We start from the raw sequence: 23096 nt of genomic DNA on the forward strand, positions 1-23096 counted from the left end.
ATAAATGGAAGTAAACAATAAAAATGCAGGAAACAAGGGGAAAACATTTCCTCTGCCTCCCAAAAAAAAGAACACCTCTTGGAAGAAATGGGTCTCATTTATTTGGATTGGACTCATTGCGGTAGTTTTAGGGATTTCAGGACTTTTCTTTGCGGTTTCCCAAGGGTTCCTTGGAGAGATGCCGGATGTAAAAGAACTTGAAAACCCGGATATCTTCGTCGCTTCTGAAATCATATCTTCAGATGGGGTCACACTAGGTAAATTTGAGAAAGAAAAAACTCAGCCTATTGTGTACAAGGATCTTCCACCTTACCTTATCTATGCCCTTCAGGCAAAAGAAGATGAACGTTTTAAGGAACATTCAGGAATCGACTTATACTCTATCGCCAGAGCCGTTGCTTATGGTGGAGGACGTGGTGGTGGTTCTACCATTACCCAACAGTTAGCAAAACTTCTTTTCACAGGAACTGCATCTCAGAATAAATTTGAAAGAGCATTCCAGAAACTGAAAGAATGGGTAGTGGCTGTAAGTCTTGAAAAAAGATATACTAAAGAAGAGATTATCACTCTTTACTTCAATAAGTTTGATTTCTTATTCAATGCAAACGGTGTTGAAATGGCATCCAGAGTTTATTTCAACAAAAAGACCTCTGAGCTTACGCTTCCGGAAGCTGCAACTTTTGTGGCCATGCTTGAAAACCCAAGAAAAAACAATCCTTACAGATATCCTGAGAAAGCAAAAGAGAGAAGAAATGTTGTATTGGATCAGATGCAAAAAACGGGATATATTGACGCTGCTACTTATGAAAAAGCAATCAATACTCCTGTAGAAGTAGATTTCCATCCCATTAAGAGTATTACTGACGGATATTCTGCTTATTACAAATTCTATCTGAGAAAAGAGATTGATAAATATCTTGAGTCTCACGAAAAGGAAACCGGTAAAAAGCTTAATCTATACAAAGACGGTTTAAAAATCTATGTTACCCTTGATTCTAAAATGCAGAAGTATGCAGAGGAAGCGATTAAGGAACATTTAACTGATCTTCAGAAAAGATTTGATGCTGAGCAGAGAGGAAGAAAGAACAGACCTTTCTATTATCTTACTGATAAACAAATCAACGATGTGATGCTTCAGGCTATGAAGAGAACCGGCCGGTACAAGTTGTTAAAAGCTGACGGCATGCCAGATGACTCCATTATGATGGAATTCAAAAAACCAATCAAAACTTCAAGATTCACATGGAATGGAGAAGAAGAGGTTGAAATGTCACCTTGGGACTCTATCAGATACCACAAACAAATTGCACAGGCTGGACTTATGTCTATGGTTCCGGGAACGGGAGAAATCAAAGCCTGGGTAGGAGGTATTGACTGGCAGCACTTCCAATATGACCATATTAAGCAAGGTAAGAGACAGGTAGGATCTACCTTCAAGCCTTTCGTATATGCAACTGCAATTATGAAACTGGGAATGACTCCTTGTTCAACTGTTTCTAACGGAACTTACGATCACAATGGATGGCACGTTCCGGGAAGAGGAGGAATGCTTACTTTAAAAGATGGTTTAGCACACTCTCAAAACCCGATTGCAGCAAGACTTATTGAAATGACGGGTGTAGACGCTGTTATCCAGACTGCAAGAGACCTGGGGGTAACAGAAGATATTCCAAGAAATAATACCATCGCATTAGGTTCATCAGACATTACCATCTATGAGATGTTAGGGGCCTACAGTACTTTCGCCAACTACGGAAATCACAATAAACCGGAAATGATCTGGAGAATTGAAGACGCCAACGGTAGGGTTATTAAAGAAGTAAATGTAGAACCTAAGGAAGTAATGAATCCAATGTACGCCTACACCATGATTGAATTGATGAAAGGTGTTGCACAATATGGTACCGCATCAGGAGAATTAGGAAGAAGAGGAATCTCAAAAGGTGTTGAAATTGCTGCTAAAACAGGTACTACACAAAATAACTCCGATGGTTGGTTCATGGGGATCACTCCAAAACTGGCAACCGGAGCCTGGGTAGGATGGGAAGACAGAGCCACCCACTTCTTCGGAACCGGTGAGGGACAGGGTGCGAGAATGGCGTTACCAATATGGGCCATCTTCATGAAAAAGGTATGGGCAGACAAAACATTAGGAGTGAGTCCTGATGACAAGTTTATCAAACCTTCAGACTGGAAAGACGGCTGTTCAAATCTTAAAGGATTAGGTGGCGGATATGGAGATGACGGAAGTCTTCAGACCATTGACGAAATCAAGAATCCAAGACCGGTAGACCCAACGCCTAAGAAAACGACAGAAAAGAAAGAGGAAAACATCAACGAAAACCTTCACTCAAATGATGAGGTAGATTTTAATAAATAATTTCTCTTTTAGAAATACATAAGACCTTTCAATAATTTGGAAGGTCTTTTCTTTTATAATTAATACCTTTGAAGGATGAATATCGAACGCATCAGCCAATCTTTTCTCAAGAAATTTCCTGGAGATTTTTCCAACAACCCTATGCAGAGAAATACTCCTAAGGTTTTATTCTCAACCATCCAACCTGCGGGCTTTGACAAACCACAGTTAATAGCCTTTAATGAAACTTTATCTGAAGAAATAGGATTAGGTACGTTTGAAGAGAAAGACCTTGATTTTTTAGTGGGAAATCATTTACCTGATAATGTTCAGACCTATGCCACAGCCTATGCGGGGCATCAGTTTGGAAACTGGGCTGGGCAGCTTGGAGATGGAAGAGCCATCCTTGCAGGAGAAATTACCAACACCTCAGGAAAAAGAACAGAAATTCAATGGAAAGGTGCTGGAGCAACCCCTTATTCCAGACACGCTGATGGAAGAGCTGTGCTCAGATCTTCCGTAAGAGAATATTTGATGAGTGAGGCGATGTATCATTTAGGCGTTCCTACAACCAGAGCTTTAAGCCTGGCTTTCACCGGCGAAGATGTCGTTCGTGATATCATGTATAATGGAAATCCACAATTGGAAAAAGGTGCGGTAGTCATCAGAACCGCTGAAAGTTTCCTTCGGTTTGGTCACTTTGAACTGATGTCTGCCCAGCAGGAATATAAAACCTTACAGGAGTTATTAGACTTCACTATTGAAAATTATTATCCTGAAATCACATCATCAGACACTCAAAAATATAAAGACTTCTTTGAAAGCATTTGCACCCGTACCGCAAATCTTATGGTTGAATGGTTCAGGGTCGGCTTTGTACATGGAGTAATGAATACTGATAATATGTCAATTTTAGGGCTCACTATCGATTATGGGCCTTATTCCATGATGGATGAATATGATTTAAATTTCACTCCCAATACTACAGATCTTCCGGGAAGAAGATATGCTTTTGGAAAACAGGGGCAGATCTCTCAATGGAACCTTTGGCAACTAGCCAATGCACTTCACCCGTTAATCAAGGATGAAAAATTTTTAGAAAATACATTAAACAGCTATGGTACTTATTTCTGGGAAGCTCATGATAAAATGCTTTGCCAAAAATTCGGATTTGATGAACTGAAAAAAGATGACGAAGAATTTTTTACCAACTGGCAGGGATTAATGCAGGAACTGGAGTTCGATTATACTTTATTTTTTAATCAATTGGAAAAGTTAGCCACTGGTATTGACTTAAAAGAACACTTCAGTAGTATATCCTACTCTTTTTTAACGGATGAAAAGCTTGGGAAACTTAAGAATTTTATTGAAAAATATGAATTCCGATTGAATTCAAACTCCATTTCAAGAGAAGAGTCTTTACAAATGATGGCAAAATCAAATCCAAAATTCATCCTCAGAAATTATTTACTTTACGAATGTATTGAGGAGATCAACAATGGACGAACAGAAATGCTAAATAAGCTTACTGAAGCATTAGAAAATCCCTATAAAGAAATATTTCCGGAATTTTCCAATAAAAGGCCATCAGGATATGACGACACTGCCGGATGTTCTACACTTTCGTGTAGTTCTTAACAAATATACCATAAAAAGGTATCAAATATTAAATTATTGACATCATATTAAATATTTTCACTAATTTTAGAGAAATCTTTTAATATGAAAAAAATTATACTTTCTTTAGCAGTAGTATCATGCTTTTACAGTAATGCACAGACGATACTTTCACAAAATTTTGATGGTACAACATTTCCTCCAACTGGTTGGACGAAATCAAATACCAATTCTCAAAGAGAGTGGAACTCTACCAGTGTTGTTTTTGCCGGTATCACTCCTATTTCTACTGAATTAAGAAATAGATTTACCATTAACGGAAGCAATTCTGCAACCATTGACTGGGTGGACGGAGCAAATGACGCTAGCTTGATAAGCCCCTCTTTTAGTTTAGTTGGCGTAACGAATCCAGTACTCAGCTTCAAAGTAAAATTAGGCTGGTCATATATGATAAGCTTAAATGAGGGCAACCTTCTTGCACAAATTTCAACTAACGGAGGAACAACCTGGACAACAATATGGAATGAAGACAACGAACCAGGCTTCATTGATGATGGAGATGGAGACGTAGATACCGATCTATACAATACAGTGACTGTACAAAGAGATTTAGCAGCTTATGTAGGGCAGGCAAATGTCAAAATAAGATTCCAATATGTAGCAGATAATGCTGATGCCGTTTCAATAGATGATGTACAAATTGTAGCGAATGGATCTCTTGGTACATCCGAAGCTTTAAAATCAAAAACAAATACATCTATCTACCCTAACCCTACAAAAGGAGAAGTCAATATTAAAACTGACAAAAAAATAAAAGCAACTTCTGTGGTTGACATGTCAGGAAAAACCCTTAGTAGAGCAGAATCAGGAAATACAGATATTTCAAGTCTTCCAAAAGGAATCTATCTGATGAAGGTAGAATTTACTGATGGAACTTCTACTACGGAAAAAATTATCAAACAATAACCATAACGTTATACAATCTTCATAAAACCACCAATTCTGGTGGTTTTTTATTTTACTTTTGCAAAAAAAAAGACACGTGTCATTTATCAAAACAAAATTTGTCAACTTTTTAAGGTTGGTTTTTCCATCTTCTTATACAGAACTAAGTGTATTCCTGTTCTTCATCACCTGCTACGGAATTCTTGGTTCTTATATTGCGATACACTACAGAATCATTTTCGACAGCAGAATTCCTTGGGATGCCTATTTCAGTTTTGACAACAAATCTATCCTAATGACAGGAGGCAGTTTTGAAAGACATCCCCTATCCTATTATTTTTTCAATTGGATAAGAGAATTTTGCCTATTCATATCAGGTGGAAAAATGGACATGACCTTCAGACTTACCTTGGCATGGCTCAGTAATATCATCATTACCTTAAATGTTGTTCAAATTTTCAAATACCTCAAGAACATTATCAGGCTTCCGTTACCTTACAGTCTTTTGATTACGTTATTTTTTGGAATCTTTTCTACCAACATTATTCTTTCTTTCACCCCTGAAAACTTTACATACACTCTCTTTTTACTTTCATTGTACAACCATTATGCAGCGATAAAACTTAAAAAGGAAGAAAAAATACCCGCAGCAGCCCTTTCACTAGCAAGCATTACCATTGGTGGACTCACCATTACAAACATTGTAAAAGTTTTCATTCCGGTATTCTTTGAAAAAGACCTTTTTAAAAGCTGGAAAAGATTAGGAGGTGCTATTTTAAGAGGAACAATCGCCATTCTCATATATGTACTGCTTTATCTTTATAGGATAGATTTCAAATACCAGAATATTTTTTCAAAAACAAATCAGCAATACGAGAAGTTTTCCAATGTAGAATCTATGCCGACTTGGGATATGATACTCTCCTTCTTTTTCGGAGGCAATATTTTGCTTCCCAGCTTCATCCTTTCGGATAAACACAATATGAAAGGTTTTAACTTTAAAGGCCTTTATATGGATCTTTACTCATCAGTATTTTCCTATATTTTTATCATTATATTATTGATACTGATAAGTTGGAGTTATCTAAAGAATTTTAAAAACAAATGGGTACAGGTCATCATGATCTCTTTCTTCTTTGATATTTTCATTCATTGCATAATGAGATTTGGTCTTCATACCTCATACATCTACGGCGGGCACTTTGTTTTTGTGTATCCACTGCTTATTGGCTGGCTATTTTACGCCTATAAATTCTCCGCAAAAACCATTGCTTTTTTAACGCTGGTCACCAGTTTATTAATCACCTATTTATTCCTTAATAACCTATTCAGAATGTCAGAATTCTTTTGGTTTTTAGAAACCTATTATCAATAAAAAAAGCCGAGAATATTCTCGGCTTTTATATTTTGAAATTTTGAACATTATTTTGCTTCTGAACAGAAAATTCTGTACTGTACAGCAACTGCTGATTTAAAATACTCTCTCACTCTTGAAAGATCACTTGCAGCACTTTGCTTACTGAAATAACTTCCGGCCAAGATTTTATAATTTGGTCTTAAAGAAGCATCTGTTTCCACTTTAAGATTAGGAAATCTTTTTCTGAAATAAGACTTCACCTCATTAGCTTCCTCATTGCTTTTAACCGTTGTGATCTGAATTTTATATCCTAAAATTCTAGGATTTTTTCTACAAATTTCTGCATTAGTCAATTCCCTATTCGGCACATAAATCTTATTAGGTTTTGTACTTGTTCCTGAAGAAATACCATAGTCGTTATTACTATAATCTTTAGTGGGATTATTGACAGCAACCTTTGAACATTTATCTTCAACTCCTTCCAAAGCAGCATTTATTTTGGAATCCATAGTGATGACAAGCTCTGTTCCTGAAAGCGTATCTTTTTTAACAACCTGCTGGGCTTCAATACTATAAAAACCAAACAATGATAATATCGAAAATATTTTGATCAAATTTCTCATTTAAACTTGTTTCCGCAAATTTATACAAATTAAAAAACTATACCAAACGAGTTATTTAGAATCAATACAAATTAAACGTAAATGATATTTTCCCCTTTATATATGCCGTTAAATTTCTGTTAAAAATATTATTTTTGCCGAATTGATATGTTTCAATAATTTACTAACATAAGATAATTTAAATGATTAGTTGGAGAAAGCATTATAAAAAAACGTTGATCGCAATAGGCTTATTGCTATCAACCAGTGCTTCATTTTACGGGCAAGACGGCGATCCTAAAAACGGAGAGAAACTTTTCAAAGCGAATTGTACTGCATGTCACGCGCTGGACAAGCAAGTAATAGGACCACCATTAAAGGGGGTTGTAGAACGTGTAAAGACAGAAGGTGGTGTAGACAGAGATTGGCTTCACAAGTGGATTAAAGACAACAAAGCTCTTAGAGCTTCTGGGGATAAATACGCCAATGAAATTTTTGAAAAGTATAATAAAACTGAAATGTTACAGTTTCCTAACCTTACGGAGAAGGATATTGATGACATTTTAGCTTTCACTACTAATCCTCCGGCTCCGGAAGAGAAAAAAACGGAAGCCACTCCTGCACCTGGCGCTGATGCGGCAGCTCCTGCAGACAAAAGCACAACAAACATTGTCATCATTTCACTTTTAGCCATTGCTGGTCTATTAGTTTGGATCTTGGTTAAGCTAAGACAATTAGTAAAACTAGGCCAATCTGAGGAATTAACAGGGCTTAACGAAACGAGAGTTCGTTCGTTTAAGGAAATGTATGAGAAGTTCCACTATGTAGGAAAAGGTATAATAGCTATTCTTGCTATTCTTGCTGCTTACGGAGTTTGGAACTGGTTAATGTGGATCGGGGTTTACAAAGGGTATAAGCCTGAGCAGCCTATCTACTTCTCTCACAAAATCCACGCTGGAGAACAGAAAATTGACTGTCAATTATGTCACTCTAGTGCTAAATACGGAAAAGTATCTGAAATTCCTTCTATGAACGTTTGTATGAACTGTCACAGAACAATTTCTGAATACAACGCAGATCACTACATGGAGCCAGGAAAAGACAAGGCATTCTATGACGGAGAAATCCAGAAGATCTACGCTGCAACAGGTTGGGATCCTGCTAAACAACAGTACACAGGAAAAACACAGCCGGTTGAATGGACAAGAATCCACAACATGCCAGATTTCGTTTACTTCAACCACTCTCAGCACGTAGTAGCGGGTGAACAAGCGATCATCAATTCTTTCAACAAAAAGAATCCTAACAACAAAATTGATGTTGTATGTAAGGCTTGTCACGGTAAAATTGATACGATGAATGTTGTTCAAATGGCTAACGACTTTACTATGGGATGGTGTATTGAATGTCACAGAACGACTGAGGTTGATATGAACAACGGTTATAATAAAGAGTACTTCAAAAATCTACACGACAAGTTGAAAAAACAATATCCACAAGATGGAGGTAAGATCACTGTAGATGCAATTGGAGGTCTTGAGTGTGGTAAATGTCATTATTAATAACTAAAAAATTAGAAGTATAAATGGCTTCAAACAAAATACAATTCAGAAGTATTCATGAACTTAAAGATCCAGCTTTAAATAATAAGCTGGCTCAGAAAGAGTTTCAGGAAGAAATTCCGGTAGAAGATTTCCTTGGAGATGCTGAGACAAACGGATCAAGTACTTCAAGAAGAGATTTCCTTAAATTACTAGGATTCTCTACAGCAGCAGTAACTTTAGCTGCCTGCGAAGCTCCGGTAATCAAAACAATCCCTTACGTGGTAAAACCACACGATATTATTCCAGGGGTTCCTAATTATTATGCATCAACATATTTTGACGGTTTCGATTTCGCTAGTGTTTTAGTAAAAACCCGTGAAGGTAGACCTATCAAAATTGATCCAAACCCAGCTGCTGGTGATTTAGGTAAAACTAACGCAAGAGCTCAGGCAAGTGTACTTTCTCTTTATGATAATGATAAAGTAAAGCAGCCTAAATTAGACGGTAAGGATGAAACTTTCGATAAAGTAGACAGCTTTGTTCTTAAAGGTTTAGAGGAAGCTAAAGCTTCAGGTAAAAAGATTGTGCTTTTATCACACTCTTTTGCTTCACCTACTTTCAAAAAGTTATTTGGTGAATTTAAAGCAAAATATCCTACAGCAGAATTAGTAACTTACGATGCTTTCCCATACTCTGCAGCATTAGATGCAGCACAGGAAGTATTCGGACAGAGAGCATTACCTGTTTATGACCTTAAAGGTTCTGAATTGGTAGTTTCTTTCCACGCTGATTTCTTAGGAGATTACAACGCTTCAAGCTTAGAAACATCTTACGCTGCGGCTAGAAAACCAGGTCCAAACATGTTGAGACACATTCAGGTGGAATCAAACATGTCATTAACCGGAGCTAACTCTGATTCAAGATATAGATTAAAACCAAGTGCTGTAAACAAAACTTTAGTTGAAGTTTATAATGCAATTGTAGGTGGTGGTACTTCTGATAAGACCGCTACAGAAATTGCTAACGAATTGAAAGCAAAAGGCAGCAAAGCTGTTGTTTTAGCTGATGGTTCTAAAGGAGCACAGGTTTTAGCACACTTAATCAACCAAAAATTAGGTTCAGTAGCTTTCACTGGTAAAGCAAACTTCCTAAAAGAATTTGATAAAGCAAGATACCAGGAATTTTTAGGATGGGTAAATGCAGGTCAGGTTGGAGTATTAATTACAAACAACGTAGACCCTATCTACTCTCATCCAAAAGGAGAAGATTTCAAAAAATCTTTATCTAAAGTTTCTTATGTAGTTGCTGTAGCTGATAAGAAAAATGAAATGTACAAAGCAGCGAAAGCTGTAATTCCAGTTGCAAACTGGTTAGAGTCTTGGGGAGATATTGAGCCTCAGACTGGAGTATATTCATTGATGCAGCCTACTATCCAAAAAATCTACAAATCAAGACAGATTGAAGAGTCTCTATTGGTTTGGAAGAATGGTAAAAACAATGCGGCAAACAATTACTACGATTATTTAAAAGCTAGCTCAGCTTCTATCCTAGGGGGTACTTCTTTCAACAAAGCATTGTATAATGGTATCAGTACTTCTAATAATTCAACAACATTAGCTTACACAGGTGGAAACGCCGCTCAAGCTGTTGCTGAACTAGGAAACTTCAAAGCTTCTGAATTAGAATTGGTATTATATACTAAGACTTCAATGGGAGATGGTACTCAGGCAAACAACCCTTGGTTACAAGAATTGCCAGATCCATTGACAAGAATGTCTTGGGATAACTACTTGACAATTTCTCCTAAAGATGCAGAGAAATTTGCAATTGACAACGATCTTAACGCGAGAATGCAGCTGGATGGTTCTATTGTAAACCTTACTGTAAATGGAGTAACAATAAAAGATGTTCCTGTATTTATTCAACCTGGTCAGGCAGAAGGATCTGTAGGTCTTGCCCTTGGTTATGGTAAAAAGAATTCAGGAGCAACTGCAGATACAGGGGTAAATGCTTATCCTTTATTTGACGGTTCTAACCTTGCTCTTTCAGGGGTTAAAATTGAAAAGACAGGAGAAGACCACGAATTTGCAGGTATCCAGCTTCAAAATACATTGATGGGTCGTTATGAAATCGCGAAGGAAGTTCCTTTAGCTGAATTCATTAATGTTCCTTTCGATGATGAGCACAAAGGATGGAACAAGCCTTTGGAATACCACACGATCAGTGGAGCTCTTCCAGCAAGAAAAATTGACCTTTGGGATGCATTTGATGATACTGACGGTCCTCACTTCAACTTATCTATCGACTTGAACTCTTGTACAGGTTGTGGAGCTTGTGTAATTGCTTGTCAGGCTGAGAACAACGTTCCTGTAGTAGGTAAAGAAGAAGTAAGAATGTCTAGAGATATGTATTGGTTAAGAATTGACCGTTACTATTCTTCAAGACAGAAAGTAGAAGTATACGAAGGATTAAAAGAAGGAATGGCTGTACCTGAATTGTATGGTACTGCATTCGGAGACGGAGGAGCATTAAATCACCCAGCTGATAATCCAGATGTAATCTTCCAACCAGTAATGTGTCAGCACTGTAACCACGCTCCATGTGAAACAGTATGTCCGGTAGCGGCTACTTCACACGGTAAGCAAGGTCAAAACCACATGGCTTACAACAGATGTATCGGTACAAGATATTGTGCAAACAACTGTCCTTATAAAGTAAGACGTTTTAACTGGTTTACTTATAACCTAAACGATAAGTTCGATTTCAACATGAACAACGATTTAGGAAGAATGGTACTTAACCCAGATGTAGTTGTAAGAACTAGAGGGGTAATGGAGAAATGTTCATTGTGTATCCAAGAAACTCAAGCTACTATTTTAGCAGCGAAGAGAGAGAACAGAAAAGTAACAGATGCTGAGTTCAAAAACTCTTGTGCTTGTGCTGCTGCTTGTTCTACAGGATCAATGACTTTCGGAGACATGAATGATAAAGAATCTGAAGTTAGAGATTTATATTCTAGCAACAGAAGATATTATTTACTAGAGGAGATCGGAACAAAACCAAATGTGTTCTATCACACTAAAGTAAGAAACAGAGTAGAAAAATAAAGTTTAAATAATAAATAGGTAAAAAATGTCAGGACATTACGAAGCTCCGATAAGGGAACCTCTAATTATTGGTCACAAAACTTATCACGATATCACAGAGGATATTGCACGACCTATCGAAGAAAGAGCAGGTAAATTATGGTGGATCTCATTATATGCAGCCTTAGTTCTATTCATCTATGGATTCGGATGTATCGCTTATACTATCGGAACAGGTATTGGCTCATGGGGGCTTAACAGAACTATTAACTGGGGTTGGGATATTACCAACTTCGTATGGTGGGTAGGTATCGGTCACGCCGGAACCCTAATCTCAGCAGTATTATTATTATTTAGACAGAGATGGAGAATGTCTGTAAACAGATCTGCAGAGGCGATGACGATCTTTGCGGTTGTACAGGCAGCAATCTTCCCTGTAATTCACATGGGTAGAGTTTGGGTTGGATACTGGGTATTCCCATTACCAAACCAATTCGGTTCTCTTTGGGGGAACTTCAACTCTCCTCTACTTTGGGACGTATTTGCGATCTCTACGTATTTCTCAGTATCAACTGTATTCTGGTTCATGGGACTAATCCCTGACTTTGCAATGATCAGAGATAGAGCAAAAACTCCTTGGACTAAAAAGATTTATACATTCCTTGCATTCGGTTGGGGTGGTAAAGCAAAACACTGGCAAAGATTCGAAGAACTTTCTTTGGTTCTTGCAGGTTTGGCAACTCCACTTGTATTCTCAGTACACACAACCGTATCTTTTGACTTCGCGACTTCAGTAATTAAAGGATGGCACTCAACTATCTACCCTCCTTACTTCGTTGCTGGTGCGATCTTCTCAGGATTTGCAATGGTACAAACTCTATTGTTAATCGCTAGAAAAGTTTGTCACTTAGAAGAATATATTACGATGTATCATATCGAAATTATGAACATTGTAATCGTTTTAACAGGTGGTATGGTAACGGTAGCTTATGCTACTGAATATTTCATCGGATGGTATTCAGGATCAAGATTTGAAGACTTTACATACCTTTCACCGGGTGCAGCAGTAGGACCTTACTGGTGGGCATTCTGGTCATTGATTATCTGTAACCTTGTTGTTCCTGCATCGTTCTGGTTCAAGAAAGCAAGAACAAACATTATCTGGACATTCATTGTTGCATTAATCATCAACATCGGTATGTGGTTTGAGCGTTTTGATATCATCGTTATCAACCTTTCTAGAGACTACTTACCAGGATCTTGGACTATGTTTAAGCCAACGATCATTGATGTGGGTGTATACTTAGGAACAATCGGATTCTTCTCTGTATTATTCTTACTATACGCAAGAACATTCCCTGTAATTGCACAGGCTGAATTAAAATCGATTCTGAAAATTTCAGGTGAAACTTATAAAGCAAAAGAAGGAGATGAGCACCACTAAAATTGTATACGGACTTTATGCTGACGACGACGATTTAATGAACGGCGTTAAAGCATTCAACGATAAAGGAATCGCAATAAACGAAGTTTATACTCCGTTTCCGGTTCACGGACTAGACAAAGCTTTAGGTTTAAAGAAAACCAGAATTTCTGATGCTGCTTTCCTATATGCTCTTTATGGTGTTACTATCGGTGCTACGGTTACCTGGTATGTAATGAACCATGACTGGCCTCAGAATATTGGTGGTAAACCAGCTTTTGACTGGGCACACAATATGCCGGCATTCGTAGTTCCAATGTTTGAATTAATGGTATTCTGTGCTGCTCACATGATGTCTTTAACTTTCTTAGTTAGAAACAAAATGTATCCAGGAGCTCCAGCTCAGAATCCAGATCCAAGAACTACTGATGATAAATTCATGATGGAATTCGTAACTGAAGATGTAGAATCTGTAAAGCAGTTGCTAATTGAAACTGGAGTTGAAGAAATAACTGTTAAAGACGCTTAAAATGAAAAAGAATGTATTAAGAATTATAGCAGTTTTAGGTTTAACAACAGTTTTGCTTAACTCTTGCGGACCAAAGGAGAACACTCCGTTGGTATACTTCCCGGACATGTATTTTCCGGTAGCTTATGATCCATTGATGAAAGCTCAGGATGCATATTCAGATCATGAAAATGAAATTCCTGCTTTTGTTAAAAATAATGGTGCAACAGGTCTTTCTCCAGTAGAAGGATCAGTAGCACAAAATAAAGATGGTATTTTTGAAGAAGGTTTAAAGCCAAAGAATGTTGACGAGTACAACGCAGGTTATGATGCTTCTAAAAAATTAACAGCTTCTCCTCTAAACCCAGCTAATGCTGCTAAGGATATTGAAAGAGGAAAAGTATTGTTTGACCACACTTGTGCCGCATGTCACGGAACAGGAGGTGATGGACAAGGACCAATTGTACAAACAGGTGCATTCTCTGGAGTACCAAACTATGCTGACAGAGAAATTACTGTAGGGTCTGTTCATTATGTATTAACAAACGGTAGAAACGCGATGGGATCTTACGCTGGACAGCTAAACCCTGGTGATAGATGGAGAGTGGCAATGTATGTGATGAGTGCTTTCAAAAAAGGCGCAGCAGCACCGGCAGCCGCAGCACCAGCAACTGAAACGACTACTGAAACTAAAAAATAAGAAAAGAAATGTATAGTTTTTCACCAAAATTAAAATCAACTTCTATAATACTTCTTGTTGTAGGTTTAGTTCTTTTCGGTATTGGTTTCTTTTTGAACAAAGGAATTTCTACTGAGAAAATAGAACACATGATGGAGGCTGTTCATGCTTCTGGTCATACTGCTCCTACACACTCAAGTGAAATGGTAGGACCTCAGGATCACAATGCTCATTTAGAGCATGCAACAATGCAGGTTCATAATTCGCCTTTAGCATCCATACATTTCGTAGCTGTATTCTTCTTCGGAGTAAGTTGTGCAGTATTATTTTTCTACTGTATTCAGCATGCAGCACATGCAGGATGGCCAATTATCATTACAAGAGTAATGGAGGCTATTGCTTCTTATATTCCTTACGGAGGTGCTATTCTAGTAATAATTATGCTATTGAATATTTTCCACCAAGGTCACTTATTCCACTGGATGGATCCGGATTTAACAGATCCAGAATCTGCACATTTCGATGTGATTTTATTTGAAAAGAAAAGATTCTTAAATATTCCTTTCTATGCTATCAGAACTCTTATTTATGTGATAGGTGCTTCATTCTTCGCATGGAAACTGAAAGCTCAATCTAAGAAAGTAGATGACACGAACTCAAAAGTAGAGTATCAAATGCTTTACAGATGGGCGGTAGGATATATTGCATTCTTCGGATTTGCTTCTGCAGCTTGGGCTTGGGACTGGTTGATGTCTATTGACCCTCACTGGTATTCTACAATGTATATCTGGTATTCAATGGTTAGCTGCCTTTCAAGTGGTATTGCTGTTATCATTTTATTAAGTGTTTATCTTAAGAAAAATGGTTTCTTACCACAGTTCAATGACAACCACTTACACGATTTAGGAGTATTCCTTTTCGCTACAAGTATGCTTTGGACATATACATGGTTCGCACAGTTCATGCTTTACTGGTATGCAAACGTACCAGAAGAGGTTAACTACTTCTTCGGAAGATTCCAACACTATGGAACAACGTTCCTTCCAATGCTAATCGTTAACTTCTTATTACCTTTATTGGTATTAGTAAGTAGCAGCATCAAGAGAAACTATAAAGTAGTAACAACAATGGCTGTTGTAGTTATTTTAGGTCACCTTTTAGATTATTTCAATATGGTAATGCCAGGAACGGTAGGACCTTACTGGAACACTCCTGAGGTATTCCTATTAATAGCGGGAGCGGTTTTATTTGTTGCAGGACTATTTATGTTTACTGTATTAACAGCTTTATCAAAATTAAAGTTGATTCCTACAGGAAACCCATACTTACATGAATCTGAAATTTATGAGTATCCTTTCTAAGGACTTGTAACACAATAAACTCTAAAAGACTGATTGTTTAAGCAATCAGTCTTTTTTTATGTTCAAAATATGACGGTTATTTTTCTCCAACAATTTCAAATGAAAACTCCAGAAAAAACAAAACAAAAAATAAAATCCACTATTAATAAAGGTTTTAGTAAATTTGCAACAAACCAAATAAAAATGAAAAAGTTTTCTTTTCTACTTGTTTTCAGTCTGTTGCTTTTTACAGCATGTAAGAAAGATCATGTAGATGCTACGAATACTAAAACGCTGCAGTCAAGTATTAATGATATGACTTCCAGCCTACCAACCATTAAACAGATTAAGTTTAATGAAGCTCTTTATATCCTTAAAACATTTGGCGTGGAAGCAGATGGGGATGTAAATGAGCTAAAAGCTCTTGGAAAACTGATTAACGGGAAAAAAGTTCCTGAAATCATGACTTTAGCTGACGAAGTTGCACAGAAAAATGGAATTGAATGGGCTAGTTCTGCCCCACCATCATTAGGTGAAATGAATATCTTTGGTGATGATAAAGCCAAGGAAAGTGATCCTAATGACGTGAAAGCAGGAGCATTAAGCCTTGTGACCAGACCAACAGGAGACGATGGAAGCGGTGCACCAACATCCATCCAGATCGTTCCAAGATTAGTAGATGCAGCAGGAAATCCTGTATCATTTACCGGAGCAGGTCTGGAAGCTACATTAGAAGTTTTCAGCAATGGAGTAAGACTTTCTACTGCTAAAAACCTGATGCAGGATAATAACTTTAAAGGATTCAATCTTAAGTTCTCCTCTATTCCTGCTTCAAAAGTAGTAGATAACAAAATTGATATCACTGTTTCTGTAAAAACAACGGCAAAGACATTCAAAATGTCTAAAATCGGATTGGATGTAAATGCAGCAGCCCTGAAAGTTCCTGCCGTTCCAAAAACAGATACAACGGCAGTTCCGCAACAACCAAGTGCGGTAGTAGACCCTAATAATCCGGGTACCACTACTCCACCTGCTACAACGGATCCAAGTACAGTAACCCCTACAGCTCCGGCTACTCCAAAACAGCCGACTGCAGATCCTAAAAATACAGTAAGCAAGTTCCTGAATAGTGTAAGTTCTCAGAATTTAAAAGCGGCTTATGAAACGTCCAATAACCCAAGCTGGGGAAGTTATGAATCATTCTCTAACCCTAACTCTGGTTTTGGAGCCGTTAAAAATGTAAGTGTTAAAAATATTACAACAAGTGCCTCTAATCCTAACGGAGCGAGTGTAAATGCTACTTATGATGTAACGGATAAAAATGGTAAGACAACCTCATTAAAGGTAACTTTCGGACTTAAAAATGTAAACGGAGACTGGAAAATTTCCAGCTATAAAATCAACCCATAAATAATGGCTTCAGCAGAATTAATCAAAAGACTAGAAGAAACAATTGAAAATATTCCTGACTTTCCTATTCCGGGAATTCAGTTTAAGGATATATCGCCCATTTTTTTAGATCCGAAACTTTATGAAGATGTCATTGCAGACCTTGCTGCTTTCAGTAAAGGAAAAGTAGATGCAGTATGTGGAATAGAAAGCCGTGGTTATCTTTTTGGAATTGCGATTGCTGTAGCATTAGAAGTTCCTTTTATCTTAATCAGAAAAGCTGGAAAGCTTCCCCCGCCAATCATTTCAGAAAAATATGACCTGGAATATGGAAGCGCAATTATCGAAACCCGTGAAGGACAGATAAAACCAGGACAAAGAGTACTAATCCATGATGATCTTTTAGCAACAGGAGGAACAACCGAAGCTGCTGCTAAATTAGTAGAAAAACAAGGTGCTACTGTTTCTCAATTCAGTTTCCTTATTGGTTTAACAGGTTTGAATGGCGATGAAAAACTTAAAAAGTTTGGTGCAGAAGTCTACCACATTTTAGAATATTAATCTATATCAATAAAAAATAATGCCTCGAAAACTATGTTTTCGGGGCATTTTCTATAGTAACAGTTGATAATTCATAACATTTATATAACAATGCTCTAAAAGTATTTTGTAAATCTCTAAGAAACAATTAAATTTGCAATTCAATTTTTAAAAACTTATGGCAAAATTGGGAAAGAATGCTCAGAATGAGCAAGAAGGTAAAGAAACAGTTGAGTTCTTCAAAGACCTTGACAGAGAGGCCTTAAACACTGAGAGATTTCTTGAAAAATATTCAAAACCTTTAGGGATTGTATTTGGAGTTTTAGTTTTAGGAGTTTTAGGATTCTTTGGATATAAGCAATTTGTAGTTGCGCCTAAAAATGCTGAAGCTGTAAAAAGCTTCCTTGCTGCTCAGAAAAATCTTACAGAAAATAAAAACGCAGAAGCTTTAGGAGGAAAATCTGCTGCAAACCCAGGTTTCATCGGAACTTCTAATGAATATTCAGGAACAAGCATCGGACAGCTATCTGCTTACAATGCTGGTTTATTGAAATTCAAAGAGGGAAAATTCCAGGAAGCTTACGATCTTTTAGATAAATTCTCTTCTGACAACAAAACGCTAATGGCTATGAAATATGGAGCTATGGCTGATGCAAAATCAGGATTGAACAAAAACGACGAAGCTTTATCGTTATTAGACAAAGCAGCGACTGCTTCTGATGATCCTTATACTACTTATTTCTTCACAAGAAAAGCAGGTATTGTAGCATTAGGATTAAAGAAAAATGCAGATGCTAAGAAATACTTCTCTGCAATTGACGAGAAATACCAGGATTATGACAACGGAATGTCTGATTCTTACATTGAAATGACTAAATATTACTAAAAAATGGCAACAGTTAATCTTTCCGATTACAAGCCACTTCATATAACTAATGCCGAAGATTTTTCTATCGGCATTGTTTTTTCTGAGTGGAATGATTTTGTAACATACAATCTTCGTGATGCAGCTTTAGAAATTCTTGAAAAAGAAGGTGTAAAGGCAGAAAACATTAAGCTTTTCCCTGTTCCCGGAGCTTTTGAATTAAGCTATGCAAGCATGCAGCTTTGCAAAGAAAGAAAATACGACGCTGTAATTTCTATCGGATGTGTGATTCGTGGAGAAACCCCTCACTTCGATTATGTTTGTTCTGCTGTAGCACAAGGAATCAAGGATTGTAACATCATGACCGATACCCCTACGATCTTCTGTGTACTGACAGATGATACCAAAGAGCAATCTATTGCAAGAAGCGGCGGAGACCTTGGAAACAAAGGAGTAGAAGCAGCAGTAACAGCTTTAAGAATGATTGATTTCAAAAAGAAATTATCTGATAAAAAAGGAAACATCGGTTTTGGACATTCTTAATTCGTTGACCCCTTTAACAATATAATTGGACTATTTTTTAATAGTCCTTTTTTGTTGGAAGATTTCAGAATAAAGACAAATTCATTAAACATCTGTTTAAATCACATGGAATAAGTCTTAAAATCTTATTAATAAATGTCAGGTTTTGCTTTTTTTGACTTAAAAGTTGTATACAACAACTATCTTTGTGAAAATCGTATAGACCATAAATCCATGTTTCTAAAAAAAATAAAACCTTTCCTATATTTAGGAGTTTTTTATCTGATTATTTCATTGATAATAAGGACAGTATTCTTTTTCCATCCTATCACCACAGCCAGTTTTGGATTTTTTGAGATTATTAAAGTACTGTTTGTAGGCCTTATCAACGATATCTTTGTTTTTATCCTCGCCAGTTCCATCCTTGCGCTCTACTTTTTATTCCTCTCCAATTCGAAATATAAAAAGCCCTATGGGTATATTATTTTTGGAGCCTTGGTAGCATTTTTCCTGTATATCTGGCTTATTCCTAATAATATTTTCAAACAATACGGAGGCTCTGTAACCGAAGTAGCGCTTTCCTTTGTAGGAGTAAAGACATTCTTATTTGGTTTAATGCTTTTCCTTCCTACTCAAAGAATTAAAATCCGTAATGTTTTATATTTTATCACATTATTACTGTATGTGCTGCTTATCATCTTCAATGGAGTAAGTGAATACTTCTTTTATAATGAATTTGGAGTACGTTACAATTTTATTGCAGTAGATTACTTAATATATACCAACGAGGTTATTGGAAATATCATGGAAAGCTACCCTGTTATTCCTTTATTTTCAGGGATAATGATTGTTACATTAACCATTACCTGGTTTATCTATAAAAAGACAAAAGATGAATTACTGGAGTTACCTGATTTTAAACAGAAACTGATCTTATTAGGGTCTTTTGCTGTACTTTGTGCCATTAGTTTACTGACTCTTCCATCATTAATGGAGATCAAATCAGACAATGTTTTTGCTGATGAAATTGAAGCAAATGGACTTCCTAAATTTTACTGGGCTTTTACCCATAATGAACTTGACTATTTCCAGTTTTATTCACAGCTTAATCAACAGCAGGCAGAAAAAAACTTCCTAAGCCAATTTCCACAACATACGTTAGCAAGAAATATTGTGGCAGAACAGCCGGAAGCAAAGAAAAATGTAGTCCTGATCTCTATCGAAAGTCTTTCCGCAGATTTCTTAGAACATTATGGCAACACTCAAAAAATTACTCCTTTCCTGGATAGTCTTGCAGATAAATCTATGATGTTTACGAATCTATATGCTACAGGAAACAGAACCGTTCGTGGATTGGAAGCTTTGACTCTTTGTATTCCTCCTACCGCAGGAGAAAGTATCATCAAAAGAAATGATAATAAAAACAAGTTCACTACGGGAAATGTATTCAAATCAAAAGGATATGATGTTAAATTCCTATACGGCGGTTACAGCTATTTTGATAATATGCAGGATTTCTTCGCAGGAAACGGATATGATATTGTAGACAGAAACAACTTTAAACCGGAAGAAATTACTTTTGCCAATGTTTGGGGGGTTGCAGATGAAGATATGGCCAGAAAAGCCATTCAGGTCATGAATGCTGAAGCGAAATCAGGAAAACCATTCTTTAACCATTGGATGACGGTTTCCAACCACAGACCTTTTACCTATCCTGATGGAAGAATTGATATTCCCGGAACTTCAAAATCCCGTGAAGGGGGTGTGAAGTACACGGATTATTCTCTAAAACTGTTTTTCGACATGGCAAAGAAACAGGATTGGTATAAGAATACAGTCTTTGTGATCGTTGCAGACCACTGCGCTTCCAGTGCCGGAAAAACGGAACTTCCAATGGATAAATACAGAATTCCTGCGATGATCTTTTCAGAAGGATTTATACAGCCTCAGAAGTTTGATACATTGATGTCGCAGATTGACCTTATGCCTACTCTTTTCGGATTGCTAAATTTCAGCTACCAATCTAAATTTTTAGGACAAGATGTTTTCAAACCGGAATTCCAGCCTAAAGCTTATATTGCTACTTACCAGGATCTTGGCTTTGTAAAAGACAATCGTTTAACCATTATTTCTCCAGTAAAGAAAGCAAAACAATATTCTCTTGAGCTGGAAAAAAGTGATTTGGCTCCAGAGTTTAAGTTGTATTATAATGAAAAGTTGTTGAAAAACACAGATCAGAAACTCGTAGATGATGCTATTTCAGCCTATCAATCAACATCTTATTGGTTGAAAACTAAACAACTTAACCGATAAAATAATTCTTTCTTAAAATCACCAATATTGGATATTTTATTATATTTGAAAGAATAAAACATTAACCAAAATCAAAAAATTCAAGAAGAGAATAAAGAAACTGTAAACGAATGCAGCGCTTATTAACGTATTGAGTTTTATACTTTAAGATATTATGAATTATTATTCATTTTTAAATAAGAGGATGGTGTTCATCCTCTTATTTTTATTTTCAGGAGTGGGAGCCCAGAAACTTACCATCATTAATAACTCAGGTAACCTTATCATTATAAAAAATGGCAAAAAGGAAGTTACTCTCAACAACCGTGATAAAAAAGAGTTTACAGAAACTAATAACGTTTCCATAAATATCCTCAATGAATTTGTTCAAAATATTACTCTGTTTCTTGAGCCCAAAGAAAAATTAAATATCACCATAGAAAAGGATAACAAATTTGTTTATACAGGAGATCAGGCTGAACGCCATGAATATCTTATCCAACAATTAAATGTAGATACTTTTGGAAAAATAAGTACTTACGAACAAATAGGTCAGAGAAGAAATAACGGTGAATTAAAAAATGTCTCAGAATTGCTGCTTGTAGACATTTTAAGGAAAACCCAATTACCTAATATTATTATTTCTCCGGAGGATACAACCTCCATAAGAAGATTAAAAAATTATATTAAATATAATTGGCTTTATACCTTATTTACAACGATCAATCATCAGGATAAACACTTCAAAAAAGAAGCGCTTAATTATTATTACAAAAAATATATAGAAACAGATATCCCAAAATTCAGCTGTGCGACATCTTTACAATATCGTGTCATTGAGGTTATAGCAAAAAATAAATCTCTATTGCCGGCAGAACTCCCTACTTACCCTATTGTTGAGCATACTGATGATGACACAATTAACCAGTATCTGCCACAAAACTGTCAAAAACAATATTTTCAGGAGAAATATAACTACCTTAATCATATTGAGGGACACAATAAAGAATATTACAAAAGAATCCTGAGGGAAAAATTCAATGAATAATAAATAGAAGCATTCACAACTTAATAAACGGTTGTAAACTTTAATTTTATAAATTTACGACACAAAAACATATTATTATGAGATGGACAGACGACAGAGGCGGCAACGTTGAGGATCGCCGTGGCTCCGGAGGCGGAGGTGGCGGTATGATTGTAGGTGGCGGACTCGGAACTTTAATTATAGCAGCCATTGTTTTCTTTTTGGGAGGTGACCCTTCTGGGATATTGAATTCCGGGAGCATACAATCTTCAGGAAATACAGGAGAAAGAAGAGAACTTTCTGTACAGGAAAAAAAGATCGGGGAAATGGTTGATATGATGGCCGGATGGAACTCCCAAACCTGGAGCCAGATTTTTAAAGAAAATGGAATGAACTATACTGATCCTAAAATTGTTCTTTTCGAAAGTACAACGAATTCCGGATGTGGTACAGCGCAGTCTGCCATGGGACCATTTTATTGCCCTGCTGACCAGAAAATCTATATGGACATGGAATTTTTCGGAGAACTCCAACAAAGATTTGGAGCTAAAGTCACTGAGTTTACTGTAGCCTATGTTCTTGCTCATGAGATGGGACATCATATACAAACGCTTTTAGGGACTACACAAAAAGTAGATGCCTTAAGAAGAAGCGGAAGATATTCTGAAGCTGAAATGAACAGGGTATCTGTAGCTACGGAGCTACAGGCAGATTTTTATGCCGGAGTTTGGGCTAAACGTACTGATGATACTAAAAAAATTCTGGAACCAGGAGATATTCAGTCTGCTATAGATGCTGCAGAAGCTGTAGGTGATGACAATATCCAAAGAAGAGGACAGGGATATGTCAATCAGGAAAGCTTTACCCACGGGTCATCTGCTCAGCGTAAAGAATGGTTTATGAAAGGGTATAATACCGGAGATATCAGACAAGGGGATACTTTCAATCAACTTTTAAAATAGTCAATAGACTTACATTATAAAATAATCGCCAGCGAATGA

18 protein-coding genes are annotated in these 23096 nt (G+C 36.7%); 17 read left to right on the top strand and 1 reads right to left on the bottom strand.

What is annotated here, in order from left to right:
- The first annotated feature begins 4 nt into the window (after positions 1 to 4).
- The 4 genes from EG344_RS10525 to EG344_RS10540 all read left to right on the top strand — a co-directional run bounded on the left by EG344_RS10525 (position 5) and on the right by EG344_RS10540 (position 6296).
- Positions 5 to 2380: a transglycosylase domain-containing protein gene (locus tag EG344_RS10525; protein WP_123909392.1), complete on the top strand. Its 2376-nt coding sequence runs from the start codon at positions 5 to 7 to the stop codon at positions 2378 to 2380.
- Between the two features lie 75 nt (positions 2381 to 2455).
- Positions 2456 to 3997: a protein adenylyltransferase SelO gene (locus EG344_RS10530; RefSeq protein ID WP_123909393.1), complete on the top strand. Its 1542-nt coding sequence runs from the start codon at positions 2456 to 2458 to the stop codon at positions 3995 to 3997.
- Between the two features lie 84 nt (positions 3998 to 4081).
- Positions 4082 to 4942 (top strand): T9SS type A sorting domain-containing protein, encoded by an 861-nt coding sequence (locus EG344_RS10535; protein WP_123909394.1) that lies wholly within the window; start codon positions 4082 to 4084, stop codon positions 4940 to 4942.
- Between the two features lie 76 nt (positions 4943 to 5018).
- Positions 5019 to 6296, top strand: a complete 1278-nt coding sequence (locus tag EG344_RS10540) for a DUF6080 domain-containing protein (RefSeq protein WP_228412904.1) — start codon at positions 5019 to 5021, stop codon at positions 6294 to 6296.
- A 47-nt stretch (positions 6297 to 6343) separates the two neighbouring features.
- Here the strand turns inward: EG344_RS10540 and EG344_RS10545 are convergent, their stop codons facing one another.
- On the bottom strand, positions 6344 to 6901 hold the full coding sequence (locus EG344_RS10545) for an SPOR domain-containing protein (RefSeq protein ID WP_123909395.1): 558 nt from the start codon (positions 6899 to 6901) through the stop codon (positions 6344 to 6346).
- A gap of 182 nt (positions 6902 to 7083) precedes the next feature.
- Between EG344_RS10545 and EG344_RS10550 the strand changes: the two genes are divergently transcribed.
- The 13 genes from EG344_RS10550 to EG344_RS10610 all read left to right on the top strand — a co-directional run bounded on the left by EG344_RS10550 (position 7084) and on the right by EG344_RS10610 (position 23057).
- Entirely contained in the window at positions 7084 to 8442 is a 1359-nt protein-coding gene (locus EG344_RS10550; RefSeq protein WP_123858567.1) for a c-type cytochrome, read from the top strand.
- A gap of 23 nt (positions 8443 to 8465) precedes the next feature.
- Positions 8466 to 11531: a TAT-variant-translocated molybdopterin oxidoreductase gene (locus EG344_RS10555; protein ID WP_123858566.1), complete on the top strand. Its 3066-nt coding sequence runs from the start codon at positions 8466 to 8468 to the stop codon at positions 11529 to 11531.
- Positions 11532 to 11556: 25 nt separating this feature from the next.
- Positions 11557 to 12954, top strand: coding sequence for an NrfD/PsrC family molybdoenzyme membrane anchor subunit (gene nrfD / locus EG344_RS10560; RefSeq protein WP_089735129.1), 1398 nt, complete (start codon positions 11557 to 11559; stop codon positions 12952 to 12954).
- Positions 12941 to 13462, top strand: a complete 522-nt coding sequence (locus EG344_RS10565) for a DUF3341 domain-containing protein (RefSeq protein ID WP_047376185.1) — start codon at positions 12941 to 12943, stop codon at positions 13460 to 13462. Before nrfD ends, EG344_RS10565 begins: the two co-directional genes overlap by 14 nt.
- A gap of 1 nt (position 13463) precedes the next feature.
- A complete protein-coding gene (locus EG344_RS10570; protein WP_123909396.1) occupies positions 13464 to 14141 on the top strand; it encodes a c-type cytochrome in 678 nt (225 codons plus the stop codon).
- Between the two features lie 8 nt (positions 14142 to 14149).
- Entirely contained in the window at positions 14150 to 15481 is a 1332-nt protein-coding gene (locus EG344_RS10575) for a quinol:cytochrome C oxidoreductase (RefSeq protein WP_123909397.1), read from the top strand.
- Positions 15482 to 15664: 183 nt separating this feature from the next.
- Positions 15665 to 16870: a hypothetical protein gene (locus EG344_RS10580; protein WP_123909398.1), complete on the top strand. Its 1206-nt coding sequence runs from the start codon at positions 15665 to 15667 to the stop codon at positions 16868 to 16870.
- A 3-nt stretch (positions 16871 to 16873) separates the two neighbouring features.
- Positions 16874 to 17410, top strand: a complete 537-nt coding sequence (locus tag EG344_RS10585; protein ID WP_123909399.1) for an adenine phosphoribosyltransferase — start codon at positions 16874 to 16876, stop codon at positions 17408 to 17410.
- Positions 17411 to 17567: 157 nt separating this feature from the next.
- The gene (locus EG344_RS10590; RefSeq protein ID WP_123320372.1) at positions 17568 to 18275 is read left to right on the top strand and encodes a tetratricopeptide repeat protein; all 708 of its coding nucleotides are present in this window, start codon (positions 17568 to 17570) and stop codon (positions 18273 to 18275) included.
- A gap of 3 nt (positions 18276 to 18278) precedes the next feature.
- Positions 18279 to 18797: a 6,7-dimethyl-8-ribityllumazine synthase gene (gene ribH / locus EG344_RS10595; RefSeq protein WP_123909400.1), complete on the top strand. Its 519-nt coding sequence runs from the start codon at positions 18279 to 18281 to the stop codon at positions 18795 to 18797.
- 213 nt (positions 18798 to 19010) lie between these two features.
- Complete coding sequence (locus EG344_RS10600; protein ID WP_123909401.1) at positions 19011 to 21089, top strand: LTA synthase family protein; 2079 nt, start codon at positions 19011 to 19013, stop codon at positions 21087 to 21089.
- Positions 21090 to 21273: 184 nt separating this feature from the next.
- Entirely contained in the window at positions 21274 to 22116 is an 843-nt protein-coding gene (locus EG344_RS10605; protein WP_123909402.1) for a hypothetical protein, read from the top strand.
- 77 nt (positions 22117 to 22193) lie between these two features.
- Positions 22194 to 23057, top strand: a complete 864-nt coding sequence (locus EG344_RS10610) for a neutral zinc metallopeptidase (RefSeq protein WP_123909403.1) — start codon at positions 22194 to 22196, stop codon at positions 23055 to 23057.
- The last annotated feature ends 39 nt before the right edge of the window (positions 23058 to 23096 follow it).

The organism is Chryseobacterium sp. G0162, from assembly GCF_003815715.1.
GTDB lineage: Bacteria > Bacteroidota > Bacteroidia > Flavobacteriales > Weeksellaceae > Chryseobacterium.

Bases quoted from the DNA above. Each gene is read 5' to 3' on its own strand.
- EG344_RS10525 (WP_123909392.1), top strand. From the start codon at position 5: ATGGAAGTAAACAATAAAAATGCAGGAAACAAGGGGAAAACATTTCCT.
- EG344_RS10530 (WP_123909393.1), top strand. From the start codon at position 2,456: ATGAATATCGAACGCATCAGCCAATCTTTTCTCAAGAAATTTCCTGGA.
- EG344_RS10535 (WP_123909394.1), top strand. From the start codon at position 4,082: ATGAAAAAAATTATACTTTCTTTAGCAGTAGTATCATGCTTTTACAGT.
- EG344_RS10545 (WP_123909395.1), bottom strand. From the start codon at position 6,901: ATGAGAAATTTGATCAAAATATTTTCGATATTATCATTGTTTGGTTTT.
- EG344_RS10550 (WP_123858567.1), top strand. From the start codon at position 7,084: ATGATTAGTTGGAGAAAGCATTATAAAAAAACGTTGATCGCAATAGGC.
- EG344_RS10555 (WP_123858566.1), top strand. From the start codon at position 8,466: ATGGCTTCAAACAAAATACAATTCAGAAGTATTCATGAACTTAAAGAT.
- nrfD (WP_089735129.1), top strand. From the start codon at position 11,557: ATGTCAGGACATTACGAAGCTCCGATAAGGGAACCTCTAATTATTGGT.
- EG344_RS10565 (WP_047376185.1), top strand. From the start codon at position 12,941: ATGAGCACCACTAAAATTGTATACGGACTTTATGCTGACGACGACGAT.
- EG344_RS10570 (WP_123909396.1), top strand. From the start codon at position 13,464: ATGAAAAAGAATGTATTAAGAATTATAGCAGTTTTAGGTTTAACAACA.
- EG344_RS10575 (WP_123909397.1), top strand. From the start codon at position 14,150: ATGTATAGTTTTTCACCAAAATTAAAATCAACTTCTATAATACTTCTT.
- EG344_RS10580 (WP_123909398.1), top strand. From the start codon at position 15,665: ATGAAAAAGTTTTCTTTTCTACTTGTTTTCAGTCTGTTGCTTTTTACA.
- EG344_RS10585 (WP_123909399.1), top strand. From the start codon at position 16,874: ATGGCTTCAGCAGAATTAATCAAAAGACTAGAAGAAACAATTGAAAAT.
- EG344_RS10590 (WP_123320372.1), top strand. From the start codon at position 17,568: ATGGCAAAATTGGGAAAGAATGCTCAGAATGAGCAAGAAGGTAAAGAA.
- ribH (WP_123909400.1), top strand. From the start codon at position 18,279: ATGGCAACAGTTAATCTTTCCGATTACAAGCCACTTCATATAACTAAT.
- EG344_RS10600 (WP_123909401.1), top strand. From the start codon at position 19,011: ATGTTTCTAAAAAAAATAAAACCTTTCCTATATTTAGGAGTTTTTTAT.
- EG344_RS10605 (WP_123909402.1), top strand. From the start codon at position 21,274: ATGGTGTTCATCCTCTTATTTTTATTTTCAGGAGTGGGAGCCCAGAAA.
- EG344_RS10610 (WP_123909403.1), top strand. From the start codon at position 22,194: ATGAGATGGACAGACGACAGAGGCGGCAACGTTGAGGATCGCCGTGGC.